The sequence below is a fragment of the Pseudonocardia cypriaca genome (assembly GCF_006717045.1).
GTDB classification, from domain to species: Bacteria; Actinomycetota; Actinomycetes; order Mycobacteriales; family Pseudonocardiaceae; genus Pseudonocardia; species Pseudonocardia cypriaca.
The window spans coordinates 2,453,534-2,471,867 of the sequence record NZ_VFPH01000001.1 but is presented as its reverse complement, the minus strand read 5'-3'; the positions used below and the strand labels follow the sequence as shown (position 1 = coordinate 2,471,867).

Sequence of the window (18,334 nt, the reverse complement as noted above, 5' to 3'; positions counted from 1 at the left end):
CCATGCCTGACTTCGACGACTGGCGGCAGGTTGCCGCCTGCCGGGACCAGGACCCGGAACTGTTCTTCCCGCTGACCGAGACGGGGCCGGGGGCCCTCCAGGTGGAGCGCGCGAAGGCCGTCTGCGGCGGCTGCCCCGTGCGCGCCGAGTGCCTCCGGTACGCGCTCGACAACGGCCTCGACCACGGGGTCTTCGGGGGCACCACCGAGACCGAGCGCAGGGAGCTGCGGCGGGCGCGCACCTCCCGCCGGGCGGCCTGACTACTGCCGTAGTCGGAACTTTGTCTTGACATACGGACGTGAGCCTGGCTAGCGTCCGGGGCCCGCGGCCGACCCAGGAGGACAGCGATGAAGCTCGCCCTCGACCCGCAGATGTTCTACGCGACACACTCGGTGTTCGAGCTGCCCGACGTGGTCGCCCGCGCCGGCTACTCCTACATGGAGCTGTCCCCCAAGGCCGACTTCATCCCGTTCTTCGGCCACCCACGTGTCGACGACGCCGGCGTCGCCAGGCTGCGCAAGCGGGCGGGCGACGCCGGCGTCACGATCGCGTCCGTCCTGCCCGTGCTGCGCTGGTCCGGCCCGGGTGAGGACGAGCGTCAGGCGGCGGTCCGCGCCTGGAAACGCGCCATCCAGATCACGGTCGACGTCGGCGTGGACACCATGAACTCCGAGTTCAACGGACGGCCCGAAGCCGCCGAGCACGCCGAGAGCCAGTTCCTGCGCTCGATGGACGAGCTGATCCCGGTCTTCGAGCGCGAGGGCGTCAGGCTCGTGCTCGAACCCCATCCGGACGACTTCATCGAGGACGGTCGCGCCGCGGTCGACTTCGTCCGCGGCCTCAACCGCGACTGGATCTCCTTCCTCTACTGCACCCCGCACACGTTCCACCAGGGCAACGACGCCACCGGGATCATCACGGCAGCCGGGGACAAGCTCGCATACGTGCACCTGGCCGACACACTCGACCACACCGCGTCGGGCGGGCTTCGCTACATCGTCAACCCACCCGGCTCCACGGTGCGCGTGCACCAGCACGCCGAGATGGGCCGCGGCGAGGTCGACTTCGACGAGGTCTTCGCCGCCCTCGCCTCGATCGGGTTCGACGGCATCGTCTCCTCCTGCGTGTTCGGCTGGGAGGAACAGGCCGCCGAGATCAGCGTGCGCCAGCGGGAGAAGGCCACCGCCCTGATCGAGAAGCACTTCAGCGGCGTCCGCTGAGGGCCGCCCCATACGATCGCTCGGTGGGCCAGCACCCTGACGCGTTCCTGTCGTTCGCCGACATCGCCCCGGACCGGACGGTGGAGCGGCTACCGGGGACCAACCGCGACGCCATGGCCATGGTGCTGCTGCTCTACCGGGTCACGAGCACGATCGTCTACGACCTCGAGTCGACGGTGCACCGGCCGGCGGGGTGGAGCTGGTCGGCGTTCCGGCTGCTGTTCACGCTGTGGGTCGCGGGCCCGCAGGAGGCGAGCCGGGCGGCCGAGCTGTCCGGGATGAGCCGCGCGGCGGTGTCGAGCCTGTCGCGGACGCTCAGCGCCGCCGGCCTCCTGGAGCGCGGCCCCGACGAGCGGGACCGCCGCGGCGTGGTGCTGTCGCTCAGCGAGGAGGGCACGAGCCGGCTCGAGGCGGCGCTGCGGGTCCACAACGAGCGGGAGTCGGAGTGGGCCGCGCTCCTCACCTCCGAGGAGCTGGAGGTGTTCAACACCGTGCTCGGGAAGCTCGCACGGGCCGCCCGTTCCGAGTCCTGGGTCAGCCACCGCTTCTGACTGGCGTTCATGGCCGCAGAGCCCTAGGCTCCCCGGGTAGTTAAACCTTTAACTGCCGAGAGGGATCCGCCGTGGCCAAGCCCTTCGCCTCCTCCGCCGACACCGCCGTCAAGGAGCAGACCCTCGAGGTCCTCGCCGACGGCGTGTACGCCCTCACCGCAGAGGGCGACCCCAACATCGGCGCCGTCGAGGGCGAGGACTTCCTCGTCTGCTTCGAGGCGCTCGCCACCCCGGTGGCGGCACGCAAGTGGCTCGCCCGGCTGCGCGAGCACACCGACAAGCCCGTGCGCTACCTCGTGCTCAGCCACTACCACGCCGTCCGGGTGCTGGGCGCGAGCGCGTTCGACGCCGAGATCATCGTCGCTCACGAGAACACGCGCGCGCTCGTGGCCGAGCGGGGCAAGCAGGACTGGGAGAGCGAGTTCGCCCGCATGCCCCGCCTCGCCGAGGCGGCCGACTCGGTGCCCGGGCTCACCTGGCCCACGCTCACCTTCGCCGACCGGCTCACGATCGACCTCGGTGGCGACCGGGGCGACCTCGTGCTGCAGTTCCACGGCCGCGGCCACACCGAAGGCGACATCACGGCGTGGCTCCCCCGGCACAAGATCCTCTTCGCGGGCGATCTCGTCGAGGCGCAGGCCGCCCTCTACACGGGCGACGCATTCCACCGCGACTGGGCGGGCGGCACGCTCGACCGCGTCAAGGCGCTCGGAGCCGAGCAGCTCGTCGGCGGGCGGGGCGCGGTGAGCCAAGGCCGGGCCGAGGTCGACGCCGCCATCGAGCAGACCCGCGGCTTCCTGCAGGTGATGATCCGCGAGGTCGGTGCCGTGCAGCAGCGCGGCGGCACGCTCAAGGAGGCCTTCGAGGCCACCCACGCCGCGCTCGTCGACGACTACGGGCACTGGCCGATCTTCGAGCACTGCCTGCCCTTCGACGTTTCACGGCTGTGGGACGAGCTGTCCGGTGTCGAGCGCCCGGTCATCTGGACCGCGGAACGCGACCAGGAGGTCTGGGCGCAGCTCCAGTCATGAACCCGGTCCTCGTCCTCGGGGCCGGTCCGGTCGGCCAGACCACCGCCCTGTTGCTCGCCCGGTGGGGCGTGCAGACGATCGTGCTCGACCGACGCCCGGCCCGGGACGCGATCGGGTCGAAGGCGATCTGCCAGCAGCGCGACGTGCTCGACATCTGGGAATCGGTCGGCGCGGGCCGCCGGATCGCCGACGAGGGCGTCACCTGGACCACGGCGCGAACGTTCTTCCGCGACGCCGAGCTGTTCAGCTACACGCTCGCCGAGCCCGGCCGGCCGGCGTTCCCGCCGTTCGTCAACATCTCCCAGACCCGTACCGAGCAGATCCTCGACGAGCGCATCGCCGCCGAGCCGCTGGTCGACCTGCGCTGGGGCCACCACGTCGTCGGCATCGACCAGGACGACACCGGCGTCGAGGTGCGGTGCGCCGACGGGACCGCGCTGCGCGGCTCCTACCTCGTCTTCTGCGCGGGGTCCCGCTGCGACGAGCTGCGCAGCATGCTCGGCGTCGACTTCGCGGGCCACTCCTTCGACGACCGGTTCCTGATCTGCGACATCCGCACCGACCTGCCCGGCTGGGCCCACGAGCGGCGGTTCTACTTCGACCCCGCCTGGAACCCCGGCCGCCAGGTGCTCATCCACCCCTGCCCCGACTCGACCTTCCGCATCGACTGGCAGGTGCCGGCCGGCTACGACCTCGACGCGGAGGCCGCCTCCGGCGCGCTGGACGCCCGGATCCGCGCGATCATCGGCGACCGGGACCACGAGATCGTGTGGAAGTCGGTCTACCGCTTCCACTCCCGGCTGGTCGACCGCATGCGGTGCGGGCGCGTCCTCATCGCGGGCGACGCCGCGCACCTGGTCTCGCCGTTCGGGGCCCGCGGGCTCAACTCCGGCGTCGCCGATGCGGAGAACGCCGCCTGGAAGATCGCCTACGTCGGGAACGGGTGGGCGCCCGACACCCTGCTGGACAGCTACCACGACGAGCGGCACGCCGCGGCGCTCGAGAACATCGCCGTCACCACCGCGACCATGAACTTCCTCGTCCCGCCGGACGAGGAGTCGGCCACCCACCGGCGGGACGTCCTGTCCCGGGCCGCCGCCGACCCCGCCGCCCGCTCACTCGTCGACTCGGGACGGCTCGCGGAGCCGTTCTGGTACGTCGACTCGCCGCTCACCACGTCGTCCCCGAACCGGCCGTTCGCCGGCCGCCCGCCCCGCGGCGCCGTGCCCCCGCCCGGCCCGGGCGTCCTCGTCCCCGACGTCCCGGGGAGCCAGGGGCGGCTCCGGGAGCTCGCCCGGGACGGGTTCCTGCTGCTCACCGGCCGCCGGGCCGACATCGCGGCCGCCCGGGCGGCGGCCAGCACCACGCCCGGTCCCACCCGGGTCCTCGGGCTCGACGAGATCGATCCCGACGGCGCCCTGGGCGGACGCCCGGACGAGGTCTGGATCATCCGCCCGGACGCGCACATCGCCGCTGTCCTCGACCACCCCACCCGTCACGAGATCCGCGCGGCGCTCGCCCGCGCCACCCACTCGGGAGGAGAACGACCATGGCGTACTACCGACGAGTCGGTGACATCCCGGCCAAGCGGCACACCCAGCACCGCACCCCCGACGGGGGCCTCTTCTACGAGGAGCTGATGGGCGAGGAGGGCTTCTCCGCCGACTCCTCGCTGCTCTACCACCGCGGCGTCCCGTCGGCGATCGTCGACGCCTCCCCGTGGGACCTGCCCGACCAGACGCTCACCGAGAACCGCCCGCTGCTGCCCCGGCACCTGAAGCTGCACGACCTGGTCGGGGAGGACTGGAAGGCCGCCGACGCGGTCACCGGGCGGCGGCTCGTGCTCGGCAACGCCGACGTGCGGATCTCGTACGTCGCCGCCGGCCAGCCCTCCCCGCTGTACCGCAACGCCATCGGCGACGAGTGCGTGTACGTCGAGTCCGGATCGGCCACCGTCGAGACGGTCTTCGGGGTGCTCGCCGCCCGGCAGGGCGACTACGTGCTCCTGCCGAGGGCCACCACCCACCGCTGGGTCCCGACCGGCGAGGAGCCGCTGCGGCTCTACGCCATCGAGGCGAACTCGCACATCGCACCGCCCAAGCGCTACCTCTCCCGATACGGGCAGCTGCTGGAGCACTCCCCGTACTGCGAGCGGGACCTGTACGGGCCCGGCGAGACGTTCCTCGTCGAGGGGACCGACGTCGAGGTGCTGGTGAAGCACCGCGGCTCACGAGGGATCACCGGCACCCGGTACGTCTACCCGACCCACCCGTTCGACGTGGTCGGCTGGGACGGCTGCCTGTACCCCTACACGTTCAACGTCAGCGACTTCGAGCCGATCACCGGGCGGGTGCACCAGCCACCGCCGGTGCACCAGGTGTTCGAGGGCAACAACTTCGTGATCTGCAACTTCGTGCCGCGGAAGGTGGACTACCACCCCCTGGCCGTGCCGGTGCCGTACTACCACTCCAACGTCGACTCCGACGAGGTCATGTTCTACTGCGGCGGCAACTACGAGGCCCGCAAGGGATCGGGCATCGGGCAGGGCTCGATCAGCCTGCACCCGGGCGGGCACAGCCACGGCCCGCAGCCGGGGGCCGTCGAGCGGTCGCTGGGTGCGGAGTTCTTCGACGAGCTGGCCGTCATGGTCGACACGTTCCGGCCACTGGAGCTGGGCGAGGGCGGCCTCGCCTCCGAGGACCCGGCCTACGCGTGGACCTGGGCGGGCCGGGGGCCGGCCCGATGACGCTCTTCGGCCTGGACAACCTGCCGTACGGCGTCTTCTCCCCCTCCGGCGGCGCGCCGCGGGTCGGGGTGCGCTTCGGCGACGACGTCGTGGACCTGTCCGTGCTGCTCGACGACCCGGTGTTCGCGATGCCGTCCCTCAACGGGTTCATGGAGCAGGGCCGGAGCCGGTGGACGCAGGTGCGGGAGCAGATCAGGGAGCTGCTGGCCGGCGAGGTCGCGGACGCCGCCGTGCACCCGGTGACCGACGTGCAACTGCACCTGCCCGTCGAGGTCGCGGACTACGTCGACTTCTACGCCTCCGAGCACCACGCGTCGAACCTGGGGCGGCTCTTCCGGCCGGACTCCGAGCCGTTGATGCCCAACTGGAAGCACCTGCCGGTCGGCTACCACGGCCGCGCCGGCACGGTCGTCGTCTCCGGTACGGAGGTCGTGCGGCCGTGCGGCCAGCGCAAGGCTCCCGACGAGGCCGCGCCCACCTACGGTCCGAGCCGCCGGTTGGACATCGAGGCCGAGCTGGGGTTCCTCGTGGGCGTCGGGTCGACGCTCGGTGACCGCATCGGCGTCGACGACTTCGCCGACCACGTGTTCGGCGCGGTGCTGCTCAACGACTGGTCCGCTCGCGACCTGCAGGCCTGGGAGTACGTGCCGCTCGGCCCGCACCTGGGCAAGAGCTTCGCCACGTCGATCTCGCCCTGGGTGGTGCCGCTGGCCGCGCTGGAGGCGGCGCACGTGCCGCTGCCCGGTCAGGACCCGCAGCCCCTCCCCTACCTGTGCGGGCGCGAGGACTGGGGCCTCGACATCGACCTCGTCGTGGAGTGGAACGGCGAGGAGGTCTCTCGCCCGCCGTACCGGGAGATGTACTGGTCTCCCGCGCAGATGCTCGCCCACATGACGGTGAACGGGGCGTCGGCGCGCACCGGGGACCTGTTCGCCTCCGGCACGATCTCCGGGCCGGAGAAACACCAGCGCGGCGCGTTCATCGAGCTCACCTGGGGCGGCCGGGAGCCGGTCACCGTGAAGGGCGAGGAGCGCACGTTCCTCGAGGACGGCGACGAGGTCACGATCTCCGCCACCGCTCCCGGCGCGAACGGGGGAAGGATCGGGTTCGGGGAGGTGACCGGGACGATCAGGCCGGCTCGGGGCGGTACGTTCACGGCGTGACCGCGGACGACACCGAGGTGCTCGAGGTCGCCGGGCGGGAGGTGCGGATCACCAGCCCGGGCAAGGTGCTGTTCCCCGCCCGCGGCGAGACGAAGCTCGACCTCGCCCGCTACTACCTGACCGTGGCCGAGCCCCTCATGGCGTCGATGGGGGGCCGACCGGTACTCCTGCAGCGCTTCCCCAAGGGCTCGGGCGGCCCCTCGTTCTTCCAGAAGCGCGTCGCGCCCACCGCCGCCGACCCGTGGGTGACCACCACGGTGGTGTCGACGCCGAACGGCACGACGTCCAACGCGCTGGTCGCCGTGGACCTCGCGCACGTCCTGTGGGCGGTGAACCTCGGCTGTCTCGGGTTCCACGTCTGGCCCGTCACGGCCGCCGACCCGGGGCACAGCGACGAGCTGCGGATCGACCTCGACCCGAGCCCCGGCGTCACGTTCGCGATGATCCAGGAGGCGGCCGCGGAGGCGAAGGGGCTGCTCGACGAGCTCGGAGTCGTCAGCCATCCGAAGACGACGGGGAACCGCGGCATCCACGTCTACGTGCGCCTCCAGCCCAGCTGGGATGGCTACGAGGTGCGCTCGGCGGCTGTCGCAGTTGCCCGCGAGCTCGAGCGGCGCCGGCCCGACCTGATCACCGCGGCCTGGTGGAAGGAGGAGCGCGGCGCGCGGGTGTTCGTCGACTTCAACCAGAACGCGCCGCACAAGACCGTGTTCGGCGCGTGGTGCGTGCGCGCGAACCCGCACGGCCAGGTGTCGACACCGTTCGCGTGGTCGGAGCTGGAGTCGATCACGCCGGCCGAGCTGACGCTCGCCACCGTTCCCGGCCGGCTGGCCGAGCGCGGCGACCCGTGGGCCGCGATGTCGTCCGAGCACCAGTCGCTGGAGCCGCTGCTGGACCTGCACCGCCGCGACATGGCGAGCGGGTTGATGGACGCACCCTGGCCGCCCGTCTACCCGAAGATGCCGGGTGAACCGCCACGGGTCGCGCCCAGCCGGGCGCGGAAGTCCTGAACGAGCCGTCAGGCGCCGGGCGCCGGCAGCCAGTCGATCGTCACCGGGAACAGGTACCGGTCGGCCACCAGCGTGAGCACCCGGCGTGCGGTGCGCGGTGACTCGACGACGGCACGCGGCACGCCCGGGCCGGCCTTCTCGTAGGCCCGGCCGGCCAGTTCCTCGAGCAGGTCGCCGACGGCACCCTCCGCCGACGCGAGGCGCAGGCCGGTGACGCGTTGCAGCCGCGCGACCTCGACCAGGCCGAGGCTCCGCTCCGCGTACTCCGGGAACACCCCGGCGAGGAACAGGGCACCGTCTCCGATGCGCCGCCAGACCCCCGGCTGCTCGGCGGGCGCCACGACGTCCAGGAGACCGGCGAGGCGCGGGAGGTCGAGCTCGCTCCACCGCTGCCGTCGCCAGCCACGGGCACCGCGGCGCCAAACCGTGCCGGACACCACGCGGGCGTAGGACGCCAGCAGCTCGGCGAGGAAGAGCCGGTTCACGGGCTCGGTGGCGAACGCCGCCAGGACCGGCGCGTCGAAGACCGGCACCCGCGAGCGCGGTCCCGCGCGGTCGGCGACGTAGTAGCGCCCGACGAGGGAGTTCCCGACACGGTGCACCGCCGCCGCGAACACGAGGAACGGCGACAGGTACCGGAAGCGCGCGGCCTCGTCGGGCCGTGCGGCGACGAGCGCGTCGGCCACCCCCGGCCGGTCGAGCAGGTCCAGGACGAGGGTGGGCTCCCGCCGCAGCGCCGCCACCTGGTCGGCGCGTCCCCCGGTGAGGACCAACAGGTCGTGATCGGTGAGGTGCTCGGCGTACCGCCTGCCGACAGACTCCCGCCCGTCCATGCGATCCATTGTGCGCACGGACAGGCGGCTTCGGAAGGATCAGCGCGGCTCCCGATCAGCTCGAGAGGAGCTCGCCGACCGCCTCGTCGATGAACGCGGTGTCGACCGGGTTCGCCCCACCACCCGCGAAGTGCCCCCAGACGCCGGGGATGACCCGCAGCTCGGCGGTCTTCATGTGCGAGACGGCCCACTGCTCGTCCTCGGGCGGGAAGTAGAGGTCCTTCTCAGCCGGCATGACGATCGCCCGCGCCCGGATGGAAGCGAGGGCCTCCTCCGTGGACGCGAAGCCGGGGGTGGCGCCCACGTCGCCGTTCCACCAGGTGTCGAGCATCGTGAGCAGGTTGTTCGGGTCCCTGCCGTCGAGGAAGAAGCCCTCCCAGAACCCGACCGCGAAGTCCTCGAGGGAGGTGTGGCCGAGCTCGCGCCACACCTCATCCCAGTAGAACGCCTGCGAGAAGCCCCAGCCCGCGTAGATCCGGGCGAACGCGCGAAGGCCGCGCACAGGGAGGGCGTCGGGTTCGTACCAACCCTCCGCGAAGGCGGCGTCGGCGCGCAGCGCGTAGCGCAGCGAGTCGAGGAACACCTTGTTGTGCGGCGCGGTCCGCGGCGATCCGCAGAACGGCAGGATCCGCTGGACCATCTCCGGGTGGCTGACCGCCCACTGGTAGGTCTGCCCCGCTCCCATCGACCAGCCGAGCACCAGCTGCAGCGTCTCGATGCCGAACACCTCGGTGACGAGCCGGTGCTGCGCGGCGACGTTGTCCCGCACCGCGATCTGCGGGAACCGGGCGCGATCCCACGGGGGCGGTGTGTTCGACGGCGACGAGGAGAGGCCGTTGCCGAGCATGTTCGGCACGATGATGAACCAGCGGTCCGGGTTCAGCGCCTTGTCCTCGCCGATGAGCCACTCGTTGTCCCAGTGGCGGCCCGAGTACCAGGTCGGGTAGACGATCGCGTTGTCCTTCGCCGCGTTGAGCGTGCCGTAGGTCTGGTAGGCGATCCGGGCCGGACGCAGCGTGGCACCGCAGGCCAGCGTGAACTCCGGGATCTCGTGGACGTCGTACGGGGCGTCGCGTCCGGTCACGGGAACCTCCTCGGTGAGGGGCTTCCGACCGTGCTCCGCCGCGAGCCTCGACGCAAGGGCCGGCGGGCTCACCGGCGCCGCAGCAGGACGTCCGCGATGGCGACCTGGGACGGTTCGAGCCCGCGCTTGCCGTCCTCCACGTCCCACAGCGCGTTCTGCAGCACCCGGCCGAGCGTCCACCCCACCGCTCGGCGCCGGTCCCCGCCGATGGCCTCGGTCAGCCGGTCGAAGCGGCGCAGGACCGTGCGGTCGACGTCGCTCGCCACCCGCTCCCAGCAGCTGTCCAGCGCGGGCAGCAGGTCGAACCCGGGATCGCCTGCGAGCGACTCCGGATCGATCGCGAGCCACGGTTCGCGGTCCCCGGCGAGGACGTTGTCCTGGTGCAGGTCCCAGTGCAGCAGGCGATCGCCCGGCTCGCCGACGAGCTCCGCCACCGCGGCCGCGCACGTGCGCACGAGCCGCTGCTCGGCCGGATCCGCCAACGCCGCGGCCGCGCGCGGGGCCTCTGCCAGCATGCCGGCAGCGACGTCGGCCAGGTGCCGGAGACCCTCGGGAGCGGGCACCGCGACCAGGCGGGCCAGCAACCCGGCGAGGATTCCCATCGCCTCGTCGTCATCGTCCACCGTGGACAGCGGCCGGTCGGCGTGCAGCCGCTCCAACAACATCGCGCCGGCGGCGGCGTCGCCGTTGAGCAGGCGTACGACGCCTTCACCGTCCCAGGCGCGCAGCCCGATCATGGCGCCGGTGGTCTCGTCCCTGGGTTCCTGCAGCTTGAGCACGGCCGGAGTGCCGTCGCCACGGACCACCGGCAGGACGACCGCGGCCATCCCGTGGGTGGCCGCTCCGTCCGGCCGCAGCTCCCAGCGGCACAGCACGTCCGCGGCGAGCCGGGGCAGCCCCTCGACCCACGCGTTCCTGCCGTAGGAGGCGACGAACGCGTCGGGCACGTCGAGGTTCATGGAAGTCTCCTTCGTGGGTGATCGTCTCGAGCGTCACGAAGGAGCCGACGGAGGTGCCCGGCAGCCGGGCAGCGGTCAACGCATGGCCCTCACCCTACGGATCACCACGCCCCCGGCACCTGCCTGGTCGCGACGTTCAGCCGGTTCCAGGCGTTGATCATCGTGATGATGAGGATCAGGGAGGCGAGAGCCGGCTCGTCGAAGTGCTCGGCCGCCTCGTCGTAGACCTCGTCGGGCACCGGGTCCGCGCTGTCGCTGATCCGGGTCACGGCTTCGGCCAGGGCCAGGGCGGCCCGCTCCGCTTCCGTGAAGAACGGCGCGTCGCGCCACGCCCCCACGGCCCAGATCCGCTCGTCGCTCTCGCCTGCCTTCTTCAGGGCCTCGGCGTGCATACCGACGCAGACGCTGCACCCGTTGATCTGGCTCACCCGCAGGTTGACCAGCTCGGGCACCGCCTGCGGCAGGCTGCCGTGGCCGGCGGCCTCGGCGAGCGCCTGCAGGGCGTCGAACGCGCCGGGAATGCTCATGGCGGGGTGGGCCATCCGTGCTTGCACGATCTTCCTCCTGGTGGTGTCGGACCTGTCACCTCTCTGACACGGCACGACGCCCGGATGTGACGGTGCCTGCTGTGGGCCGGGCCACTCCCGTAATTCGATCGGCCGACTTGTTAGGTTTCCTGCATGCGTTCTCAGCGCGCTTTACTACCGCGGTCGACACCGACCGCTGTGGGCGTGTCGCCCCGCGCGATCGCCGCACTGCTGGACCGCATCGAGGCGCAATCCATCGAATGTCACTCCATCATGGTGGTGCGCCACGGTCACGTCGTCGCCGAAGGCTGGTGGGCGCCGTACTCGGCCGACCGCCCGCACCTGCTCTACTCGGTGACCAAATCGTTCACCTCGGTCGCCGTGGGGCTCGTGATCGCCGACGGGCTGCTCTCGCTGGATGACCGCGTGGTGGACATACTGCCCGACCACGTTCCGGCCGACGTCTCCGAGCAGGGACGCCGCATCACCGTCCACCACCTGTTGTCCATGACGGCCGGGCACGACACGGACAGCCTCGACGAGGCCTGGCGACTGGAACCGCGCGACCTGGTCAAGGGCTTCCTGCGCGTACCGTTTCCCGTGGCCGAGGGGAACACGGCACGCCTACGACAACTCGACCACTTTCGTCCTGGCCCGGATGGTGGAACGGGTCACGGGCCGCGGCCTGCCGGAGTTCCTCGACGAGCGCCTATTCGAGCCGATGGGTGTCGACCACGCCGAGTGGGACCGGGTGGCGAGCGGTGCCGCCTTCGGGTTCCACGGGCTGCACCTCACCACCGAGGCCGTTGCCGCGTTCGGCGAGCTGCTGCTGCGGGGCGGCCGCTGGGGCGAGCGGCAGCTCGTCCCGCGCGAATGGGTGGAGCTCGCGACGAGGCGGCACGTCGAAACGCTGCCTCCCGCGGACGGAGCCGGAAACCCCGACTTCCTTTGCGGTTACGGGTACCAGTTCTGGATGTCGCGGCACGGCTACCACGGAAACGGGTCGTTCGGCCAGCAATGCGTGGTCGTCCCGTCGCACGATCTCGTGGTCGCTGTCACCAGCGGCCACCCGAACGAGGGCTCGCCGGCACAGGTCGTGCACGACGCCATCTGGGAGTGCCTACTGCCCGGTGTGGACGTGGCGGGTGGTGGCGGCGACGGCGGCTCCCGGGACGACGAGCTCCTCGCCGAGCGGCTGCGTCGGCTGTCGTTCGCACCTGTGCCGGGCTCGGCCGAGCCGGGGCGTTCGGTCACGGCAAGGCTCACTGCCTCCGCGGAGGGTTCGGCCCTGCCCGACGGGACCAGGGTGGTCGTCGATCCCGTCGATGGTGGCTGGCTCCTGCGACTCGGGTCGGATCTCGACATCGAGGTAGGCCACGACCGATGGCAGGAGAGCTCGCCGCTCGGCCGCCCCGTCGTCGCGGCCGGCGCCTGGCAGGGCAGCACGTTCGTCGCCGACGTCTACGTCATCACAACCCCGCACCGGGTCCGGCTGGTGGTCGACGCCGAGGCGCAGACAGCGGTGACGACGTGGAGCACCGTGCCCCTGACCGGCCCCAGCCTGGAACTGCACGTGAGGTCGCCGCTGATGACGCAGCCCGACCACGCATAGGTAATCGGTTTCTCTACCGAACGACCGACTTGCTGAGGTTTCGATGCCAGAGCGCGTTCACAATAGTGAACGCTTCGATCACCCGAACAGACCTGACTCTCGAATATCCGTTCGACTAAACTCGAAGGCATGTCGACGACCGCGCCAACCCTATCAAACCGCACGCTCCCCTCAGGGGACGTCGCGCCATTACCTGGCGGCCGGGAAACGCACGCGACGCGGAAAAATCCGATACGAAGACCCGGGTCCGACCCACCGGATCCGTTGCTGAATTCCGGTGCGATCAGTGACTGGATCGTTCAGCTGCGTGGGCTCCGCCGGGACGTGTCGGACGCCGAGCGGATCGACCAGATCCGCGCCCTCGAACGGCTCAAGTCGGCTGCTGCGGCGGCGCAGGCCCGGCTCGCCGTCGACCTGGACACCTCGGTGCGGGCCGCGCACGCCGCCGCCGGCATCCCGGCCGGGCGGCAAGGCCGTGGGGTGGCCGTTCAGGTGGCGTTGGCCCGGCAGGAATCCTCTTACCGGGGTGGGCGGCACCTCGGGCTGGCCAAGATGCTGGTCACCGAGATGCCCCACACCCTCGCCGCCCTGGAATCCGGCGAGTTGTCGGAGTGGCGGGCCGGCCTGCTCGCCCGCGAGACCGACTGTCTGTCCCGGGAACACCGTGGGTTCATCGACACGACGCTGTGCGCCGACCCCACGGTCCTGCACGGGTGGGGGTACCGGCGGTTGATCACCGAGATCCAGAAGCTGGCCTGCCGGCTCGACCCCGCCTCGGTCGCCCGGCGCCGGGGCAAAGCCGAGTCCGAACGGCGGGTCACCTGCCGGCCCGCCCCCGACACCATGGCCTGCATGTCCGCCTTGCTCCCGGTCGCCCAAGGCGCCGCCGTCCACGCGGCGCTGCGCAAGGCCGCCGACACCGCGATCGCCACCGGCGACGGACGCACCCGCGGCCAGTTGATGGCCGACATCCTGGTGCAGCGGGTCACCGGGCAGGCCACCGCCACGGCGGTCCCGATCGAAGTCAACCTGATCATGGGCAGCAGCACCCTGTTCGGCCAGGACGACCAACCCGCGGTTCTGACCGGGCACGGGCCGATCCCGGCTGATTTGGCCCGGCGCCTGGCGGTGTCGGCGGCCGAGAACGAGTCGGCGTGGGTGCGGCGGCTGTACGCCACCCCCGACACCGGCCGGTTGATCGGGATGGAGTCGACCCGCAGGGTGTTCCCGGCCGGGTTGGCGCGGTTCATCGAGGTCCGTGACCAGTTCTGCCGCACCCCCTGGTGCGATGCCCCGATCCGGCACATCGACCACGCCCTGCCCCATCACGAGGGCGGGGCCACCTCGGCCGACAACGGCAACGGGCTGTGCGCCCAGTGCAACCACGCCCGCCAGGCACCCGGCTGGCACGCCCGACCACAGGACGGGGCCCGGCACACCGTGGAGATCACGACGCCGACCGGGCACCGCTACCGCAGCACCGCACCCGCACCACCCGGGCACCCGCAGACGAAGCGGCGACGCCTGGGCCGCGCCGCAGCCACTCAGGCCCGCTTGTCGCGACACCCTCGGCCCGTCTGACCGGTCCACGGCTTCGCCGCGGTGCTGTCTGGTGGAGGATGCCGACCATGGCGGAACAGACGACCCGGCCCGGCCGCACGGGCGCCGGATCCGCGCTGCTCGCCGCCGCCGTGATCCTCGTGGCGTTCAACCTGCGCCCGGCCATCACCAGCGTCGGCCCGGTGCTCGACCAGGCCCGAGCCACGTTCGCCGCCACCGCGGGGTGGGTCGGGCTGCTCACCACAGTGCCGGTCCTCTGCCTCGCGGCGGCCGGCGCGGTCGCGCCGCAGCTGGCCCGGTGGCTGGGGTTGCGTGGCGCGATCGCCGTGGCGCTTTCCGCCATCACGGCCGGGCTGGTGCTCCGGGTCCTCGGCGGCCCGGACCTGATGATCGCCGCCACGGTCGTCGCGACGAGCGGGGTCGCCGTCGCGGGTGTGCTCGTGCCGGTGGTCGTCCGGGCCGGGTTCCCCGCCCGCGTCGGCCTGGTCACGGGCCTCTACACCGCTGCGCTCCAGGCCGGTGCCACGCTCGGGTTCGCGTTCACCCCGCTGCTCGCCGAGGGCCTGGGCGGGTGGCGGCCGGCCCTCGCGAGCTGGGCCGCGATCGGCGCCGTCGCGCTCGCCGGCTGGTTCGCGTGGGGCCGTCCGAGCACGGCCGCCGCGGGCCCGGCGGATGGGGTCCGCGAGTCCGTACTCGCCTCACCGCTCGCGTGGACGATCACCGCTTTCTTCGGGCTGCAGGCGTTCGTCGCCTTCGCCGTGATGAACTGGCTCCCGCTCGCGCTGATGGACCGTGGCGTCAACCGCACGGACGCCGGCCTCCTGCTCGGCCTGCTGTCGATCGTCGCCCTCCCGGTCAGCCTGCTGGTGCCCCCGCTGGCCGGTCGCGGCTGCGGCCAGAGCGGTTGGATCCTCGCGCTGAGCGCGTGCGGGGCGGCGGGGCTCGTCGGCCTCCTACTGGTCCCCACCGCCGGGCCGTGGCAGGCGCTGCCCTGGGTCCTCCTGCTCGGGCTCGGGATGAGCGTGTTCTCCCTCGCCCTCACGGTCATCGCGCTACGGGCGTCGTCCGCGGCGCGCACGGCCGGCCTGTCCGGCATGGCACAGGGCATCGGCTACCTGATCGCCGGCACCGGCCCGTTCCTGGTCGGGCTGCTGCGCGAGACCACCGGTGGCTGGACGGTGCCGTTCACCGTGCTGCTCGCGGTGGTGGGCGCGCAGGCCGTCACCGGCGCGCTCGCCGGCCGCCCGCGCACCCTCTGAGTTCAGCGCTCCCGGGGTCAGAGGTCGAGCAGCTCGACGCTCACCGTGGCGACATCACCCACGTCGAGGCCTTCGGCCGTGCGAACGGGGCGCTTGAGCGGGAGCACGTAGCCCCGCTCCCCCGGGAAGATCGAAGTGGTCCACGTGCTGCCGCCGACGGTCGCCCTGACCCGCACCGATCCGAAGCCGCGGCGCGGCCCGTCGGCGAGCTCGCGGATGTCCTCCGACGCCTCCTCGGGCAGGCTCACGAAGACCCAGCTGTCGCCGCGCCGCGCGTCCCACACCCACAGCTCGGCATCGAAGTCGACGACCACGCGGCCAGCATCACACACCCCTCCGACAGCCCGGTTGCACGTAGCGCCGCACGGCCTCCTCGCGAGTCCTTCCGGCACGCATTGCGAGGAGCCCCCCATGAGCGCATCGATCCTCCCGCCCCAGGACGAACACCTCACGACGGGCTGGGAACCCGATCTGCCCCCAGACGACACCCTGGTCCGGCAGGCCGTGCTCGTGCACGCGTCGTGGCCGACCGCGGTGGCTGCTGCCGCGGGCCGGCCGTGGCGCAGCGGCCCGACGTGGGCCGGGGGGTGGATCGGCGACCGCGGCGCGCTGACCAATCCCGTGATCCTCATGCAGCCGCTGACCCGTCCCGAGGAGGTTCTCGCCGACATCGGCACGCTGTTCCCCAGCCACGTCCCCTACCTGCTGGTCAGCGCGTGGCCCACGCCGGATCTACGCCCGCACGGGCTCGGTCTGGTCGGGCATCCGCCGCTGATGGTGCGCGTTCCCGGCCCCGGGCCGGACACGGTGCCGCCGGGCATCGAGGTCCGTGAGGTGCACGGCGCGGAGGACCTGGCAGTGGCCGAGCGGATCCTCGTCGAGGGCTACCCGATGCCGGAGCTGGAGCCGTTGACCCCGGGCGACCTGCTCGACCCGACGCTCCTGCAGCCGAACACCCGCGTCTGGACCGCCTGGTTTGATGGGGCGCCGGTGGCAGTGGCAGCGGCCCACCACCACGCCGGTGTCACGCTCGTCGAGTTCGTCGCCACCCTGCCTTCGGCGCGGGGTCGGGGCGCAGGGGCGGCCGCGACGTGGGCGGCCACCCTCTCCGATCCGGAGCGGCCGGCGGTGCTCATGGCCAGCGACGACGGCAGGCCCGTCTACGAGCGGATGGGATACCTCGCCGTCGAGCGGTGGACCGCCTGGCTGCGTCCGGAAGGGGCGGTCTGATCCCTCGACCCCAACGGCCCGGTCAGGCAACGGGAGTTCGGGTGACCGAGCGCGCGGGGCGGAGCGCGAGCAGCCCGGCCGCGCCGAGGATCCCACCGGCCGCGGAGATCACCACGACCGGCGTGTAGCTGCCGGCGGCGGTGCGCAGCCACGCCGCGCCGAGGGGTGCGAGCGCCTTGGTCGCCGTGAGCACGGCGGCCAGCAGCCCGGCCAGGGTGGCGTACCCGGCCACCCCGTACCGGTCGGCGAGCAGCGTGGGGCGGGCGATGGTGCTCACCCCGAACCCGAGCCCGACGGCCAGCACGCATCCGACCGCGGGCGCCAGCGCCTGCCCCACCACGGGTAGCAACGCCAGCCCGACGGCCTGGACGACGAAGACAGCGGCCACCACGGTCAACCCGTACCGGCGCACCGCGAAGGTGGTCACCACGCGGCCGGTCACCGACATCACGCCGAGCAGGCCGGCGACGTTCGCGGCGACGGTCGGGGCGTGGCCGAGCTCGCGCAGGTACGCCACCAGGTGCACACCGACCACGAAGATCCCGACCCCCTGGGCGACGAAGACGCCGGCGATCAGCCAGTACCCGGGGTCGCGGACGGCGCCGGCGATGCTCTGCCGGGCCTCGCGACGCCGCGGCACGACGTTGCGCGGACGGCGCACCAGCAGGTGCAGCGGAACGGTGAGAGCGCCGTAGACCAGGCCGAGCACGACGAGCGCCTGCCGCCAGCCGTGCGCCTCGACCAGGACGGCCGTGAGCGGCATGAAGATCGTCGAGGCGAACCCGCCGACGATCGTGATCGCCAGCATCGCCGTGCCGCGCCGGGGATCCTCGAACCAGGTGACGACGACGGCGAACGCCGCTTCGTACAGCACACCGGCCGACGCGATGCCGAGCCCGATCGACACCGCGTACAACGCGAGGACGCTGGTGACCTGCGACCAGGCGAGCACCAGCAGCGTGGCGAGGAGCGAACACCCGACCATCAGGGCGCGCCCACCCCACCGGTCGAGCCAGCGCCCGGCCGGCACCGCGGCGAGCGCCGCAGCCAGGAGCGACACGGTCTGGGCGCCGGTGACGGCCGTCCGGTCGGCGCCGAGCGCCTCCTGCATCGGCACGAGCAGCACGGCGAACGCGTAGGTGAGAACCCCGTAGCCCGCCGTCGAGGTGACCGCGAGCGCGGTGACCATCCACCACGGATAGGTCGGAAGTCTCATGGGCCACAGGTGGGTCCGGCCATGCCAACCACCGTAGGCCGGTGGAACCGGGTGCGCACAGCTGCGTTCACAAATCGGCGCGCACCGGTGAGGGATCGGACACCTGTCCAGAACAATTGATTACCCAGCTGTGCGTAATCTCGCACAGTTGGCGTCCCGGATAGCCCCGGCGGACCGGTGGCCGGCTTCGTTCTCACCCCGGACATTTCTCGCGGGATATGTCCGGGCAATTGTCCGAACTCGCCTAACCACTTGACAACCCGGATGAGTGCCGACATATCTTTGGGTATGCGTTTCTCCGGGTCGCGGCGGCGGCATGTCGACCTCTGCCGC

The 18,334-nt window shown here is 72.1% G+C and carries 17 protein-coding genes and 2 pseudogenes; 13 read left to right on the top strand and 6 right to left on the bottom strand.

Features of this window, described 5'->3' with window-relative positions:
* Window positions 1–2: 2 nt before the first annotated feature.
* The 8 genes from FB388_RS11840 (at window position 3) to ligD (ending at window position 7,721) form a co-directional block, all read left to right on the top strand.
* Entirely contained in the window at window positions 3–260 is a 258-nt protein-coding gene (locus FB388_RS11840) for a WhiB family transcriptional regulator (protein WP_142100301.1), read from the top strand.
* Window positions 261–347: 87 nt separating this feature from the next.
* Window positions 348–1,220, top strand: a complete 873-nt coding sequence (locus tag FB388_RS11835) for a sugar phosphate isomerase/epimerase family protein (RefSeq protein ID WP_142100299.1) — start codon at window positions 348–350, stop codon at window positions 1,218–1,220.
* Between the two features lie 23 nt (window positions 1,221–1,243).
* Window positions 1,244–1,771 carry a MarR family winged helix-turn-helix transcriptional regulator gene (locus FB388_RS11830; protein ID WP_211361862.1) on the top strand — a complete coding sequence of 176 codons (528 nt, stop codon included), beginning with the start codon at window positions 1,244–1,246 and terminating at the stop codon, window positions 1,769–1,771.
* A 71-nt stretch (window positions 1,772–1,842) separates the two neighbouring features.
* Window positions 1,843–2,802, top strand: coding sequence for an MBL fold metallo-hydrolase (locus FB388_RS11825; protein WP_142100296.1), 960 nt, complete (start codon window positions 1,843–1,845; stop codon window positions 2,800–2,802).
* On the top strand, window positions 2,799–4,442 hold the full coding sequence (locus tag FB388_RS11820; RefSeq protein WP_142100294.1) for an FAD-dependent monooxygenase: 1,644 nt from the start codon (window positions 2,799–2,801) through the stop codon (window positions 4,440–4,442). Before FB388_RS11825 ends, FB388_RS11820 begins: the two co-directional genes overlap by 4 nt.
* Window positions 4,352–5,548 carry a homogentisate 1,2-dioxygenase gene (locus FB388_RS11815; RefSeq protein ID WP_142100292.1) on the top strand — a complete coding sequence of 399 codons (1,197 nt, stop codon included), beginning with the start codon at window positions 4,352–4,354 and terminating at the stop codon, window positions 5,546–5,548. The genes FB388_RS11820 and FB388_RS11815 overlap by 91 nt, the downstream gene beginning before the upstream one ends.
* A complete protein-coding gene (gene fahA / locus FB388_RS11810) occupies window positions 5,545–6,711 on the top strand; it encodes a fumarylacetoacetase (protein ID WP_142102941.1) in 1,167 nt (388 codons plus the stop codon). The genes FB388_RS11815 and fahA overlap by 4 nt, the downstream gene beginning before the upstream one ends.
* A complete protein-coding gene (ligD, locus tag FB388_RS11805) occupies window positions 6,708–7,721 on the top strand; it encodes a non-homologous end-joining DNA ligase (protein ID WP_142100290.1) in 1,014 nt (337 codons plus the stop codon). Before fahA ends, ligD begins: the two co-directional genes overlap by 4 nt.
* 8 nt (window positions 7,722–7,729) lie before the next feature.
* Here the strand turns inward: ligD and FB388_RS11800 are convergent, their stop codons facing one another.
* From FB388_RS11800 to FB388_RS11785, 4 genes are all read right to left on the bottom strand, one after another.
* Entirely contained in the window at window positions 7,730–8,554 is an 825-nt protein-coding gene (locus FB388_RS11800; RefSeq protein ID WP_142100289.1) for a hypothetical protein, read from the bottom strand.
* Between the two features lie 55 nt (window positions 8,555–8,609).
* Complete coding sequence (locus FB388_RS11795; protein WP_142100287.1) at window positions 8,610–9,638, bottom strand: alpha/beta fold hydrolase; 1,029 nt, start codon at window positions 9,636–9,638, stop codon at window positions 8,610–8,612.
* Window positions 9,639–9,706: 68 nt separating this feature from the next.
* Window positions 9,707–10,597: an aminoglycoside phosphotransferase family protein gene (locus tag FB388_RS11790; RefSeq protein WP_142100285.1), complete on the bottom strand. Its 891-nt coding sequence runs from the start codon at window positions 10,595–10,597 to the stop codon at window positions 9,707–9,709.
* A 101-nt stretch (window positions 10,598–10,698) separates the two neighbouring features.
* On the bottom strand, window positions 10,699–11,151 hold the full coding sequence (locus FB388_RS11785; RefSeq protein ID WP_142100283.1) for a carboxymuconolactone decarboxylase family protein: 453 nt from the start codon (window positions 11,149–11,151) through the stop codon (window positions 10,699–10,701).
* A gap of 126 nt (window positions 11,152–11,277) precedes the next feature.
* Between FB388_RS11785 and FB388_RS41200 the strand changes: the two are divergent.
* The 4 genes and pseudogenes from FB388_RS41200 to FB388_RS11770 form a co-directional block, all read left to right on the top strand.
* A pseudogene (locus FB388_RS41200) lies at window positions 11,278–11,670 on the top strand (serine hydrolase domain-containing protein); the annotation flags it as partial.
* Window positions 11,671–11,698: 28 nt separating this feature from the next.
* A pseudogene (locus tag FB388_RS11780) lies at window positions 11,699–12,736 on the top strand (serine hydrolase domain-containing protein); the annotation flags it as partial.
* Between the two features lie 324 nt (window positions 12,737–13,060).
* Window positions 13,061–14,317: an HNH endonuclease signature motif containing protein gene (locus FB388_RS11775; RefSeq protein ID WP_211361861.1), complete on the top strand. Its 1,257-nt coding sequence runs from the start codon at window positions 13,061–13,063 to the stop codon at window positions 14,315–14,317.
* Between the two features lie 47 nt (window positions 14,318–14,364).
* Window positions 14,365–15,555 carry an MFS transporter gene (locus tag FB388_RS11770; RefSeq protein ID WP_246121845.1) on the top strand — a complete coding sequence of 397 codons (1,191 nt, stop codon included), beginning with the start codon at window positions 14,365–14,367 and terminating at the stop codon, window positions 15,553–15,555.
* A 17-nt stretch (window positions 15,556–15,572) separates the two neighbouring features.
* Here FB388_RS11770 and FB388_RS11765 read toward each other — a convergent pair whose 3' ends face one another.
* Window positions 15,573–15,869 (bottom strand): DUF1905 domain-containing protein, encoded by a 297-nt coding sequence (locus FB388_RS11765; RefSeq protein ID WP_170225579.1) that lies wholly within the window; start codon window positions 15,867–15,869, stop codon window positions 15,573–15,575.
* A 97-nt stretch (window positions 15,870–15,966) separates the two neighbouring features.
* Between FB388_RS11765 and FB388_RS11760 the strand changes: the two genes are divergently transcribed.
* Window positions 15,967–16,785 (top strand): GNAT family N-acetyltransferase, encoded by an 819-nt coding sequence (locus tag FB388_RS11760; RefSeq protein WP_142100274.1) that lies wholly within the window; start codon window positions 15,967–15,969, stop codon window positions 16,783–16,785.
* A 22-nt stretch (window positions 16,786–16,807) separates the two neighbouring features.
* Here the strand turns inward: FB388_RS11760 and FB388_RS11755 are convergent, their stop codons facing one another.
* Window positions 16,808–18,001 carry an MFS transporter gene (locus FB388_RS11755; RefSeq protein ID WP_142100272.1) on the bottom strand — a complete coding sequence of 398 codons (1,194 nt, stop codon included), beginning with the start codon at window positions 17,999–18,001 and terminating at the stop codon, window positions 16,808–16,810.
* Window positions 18,002–18,334: the final 333 nt, after the last annotated feature.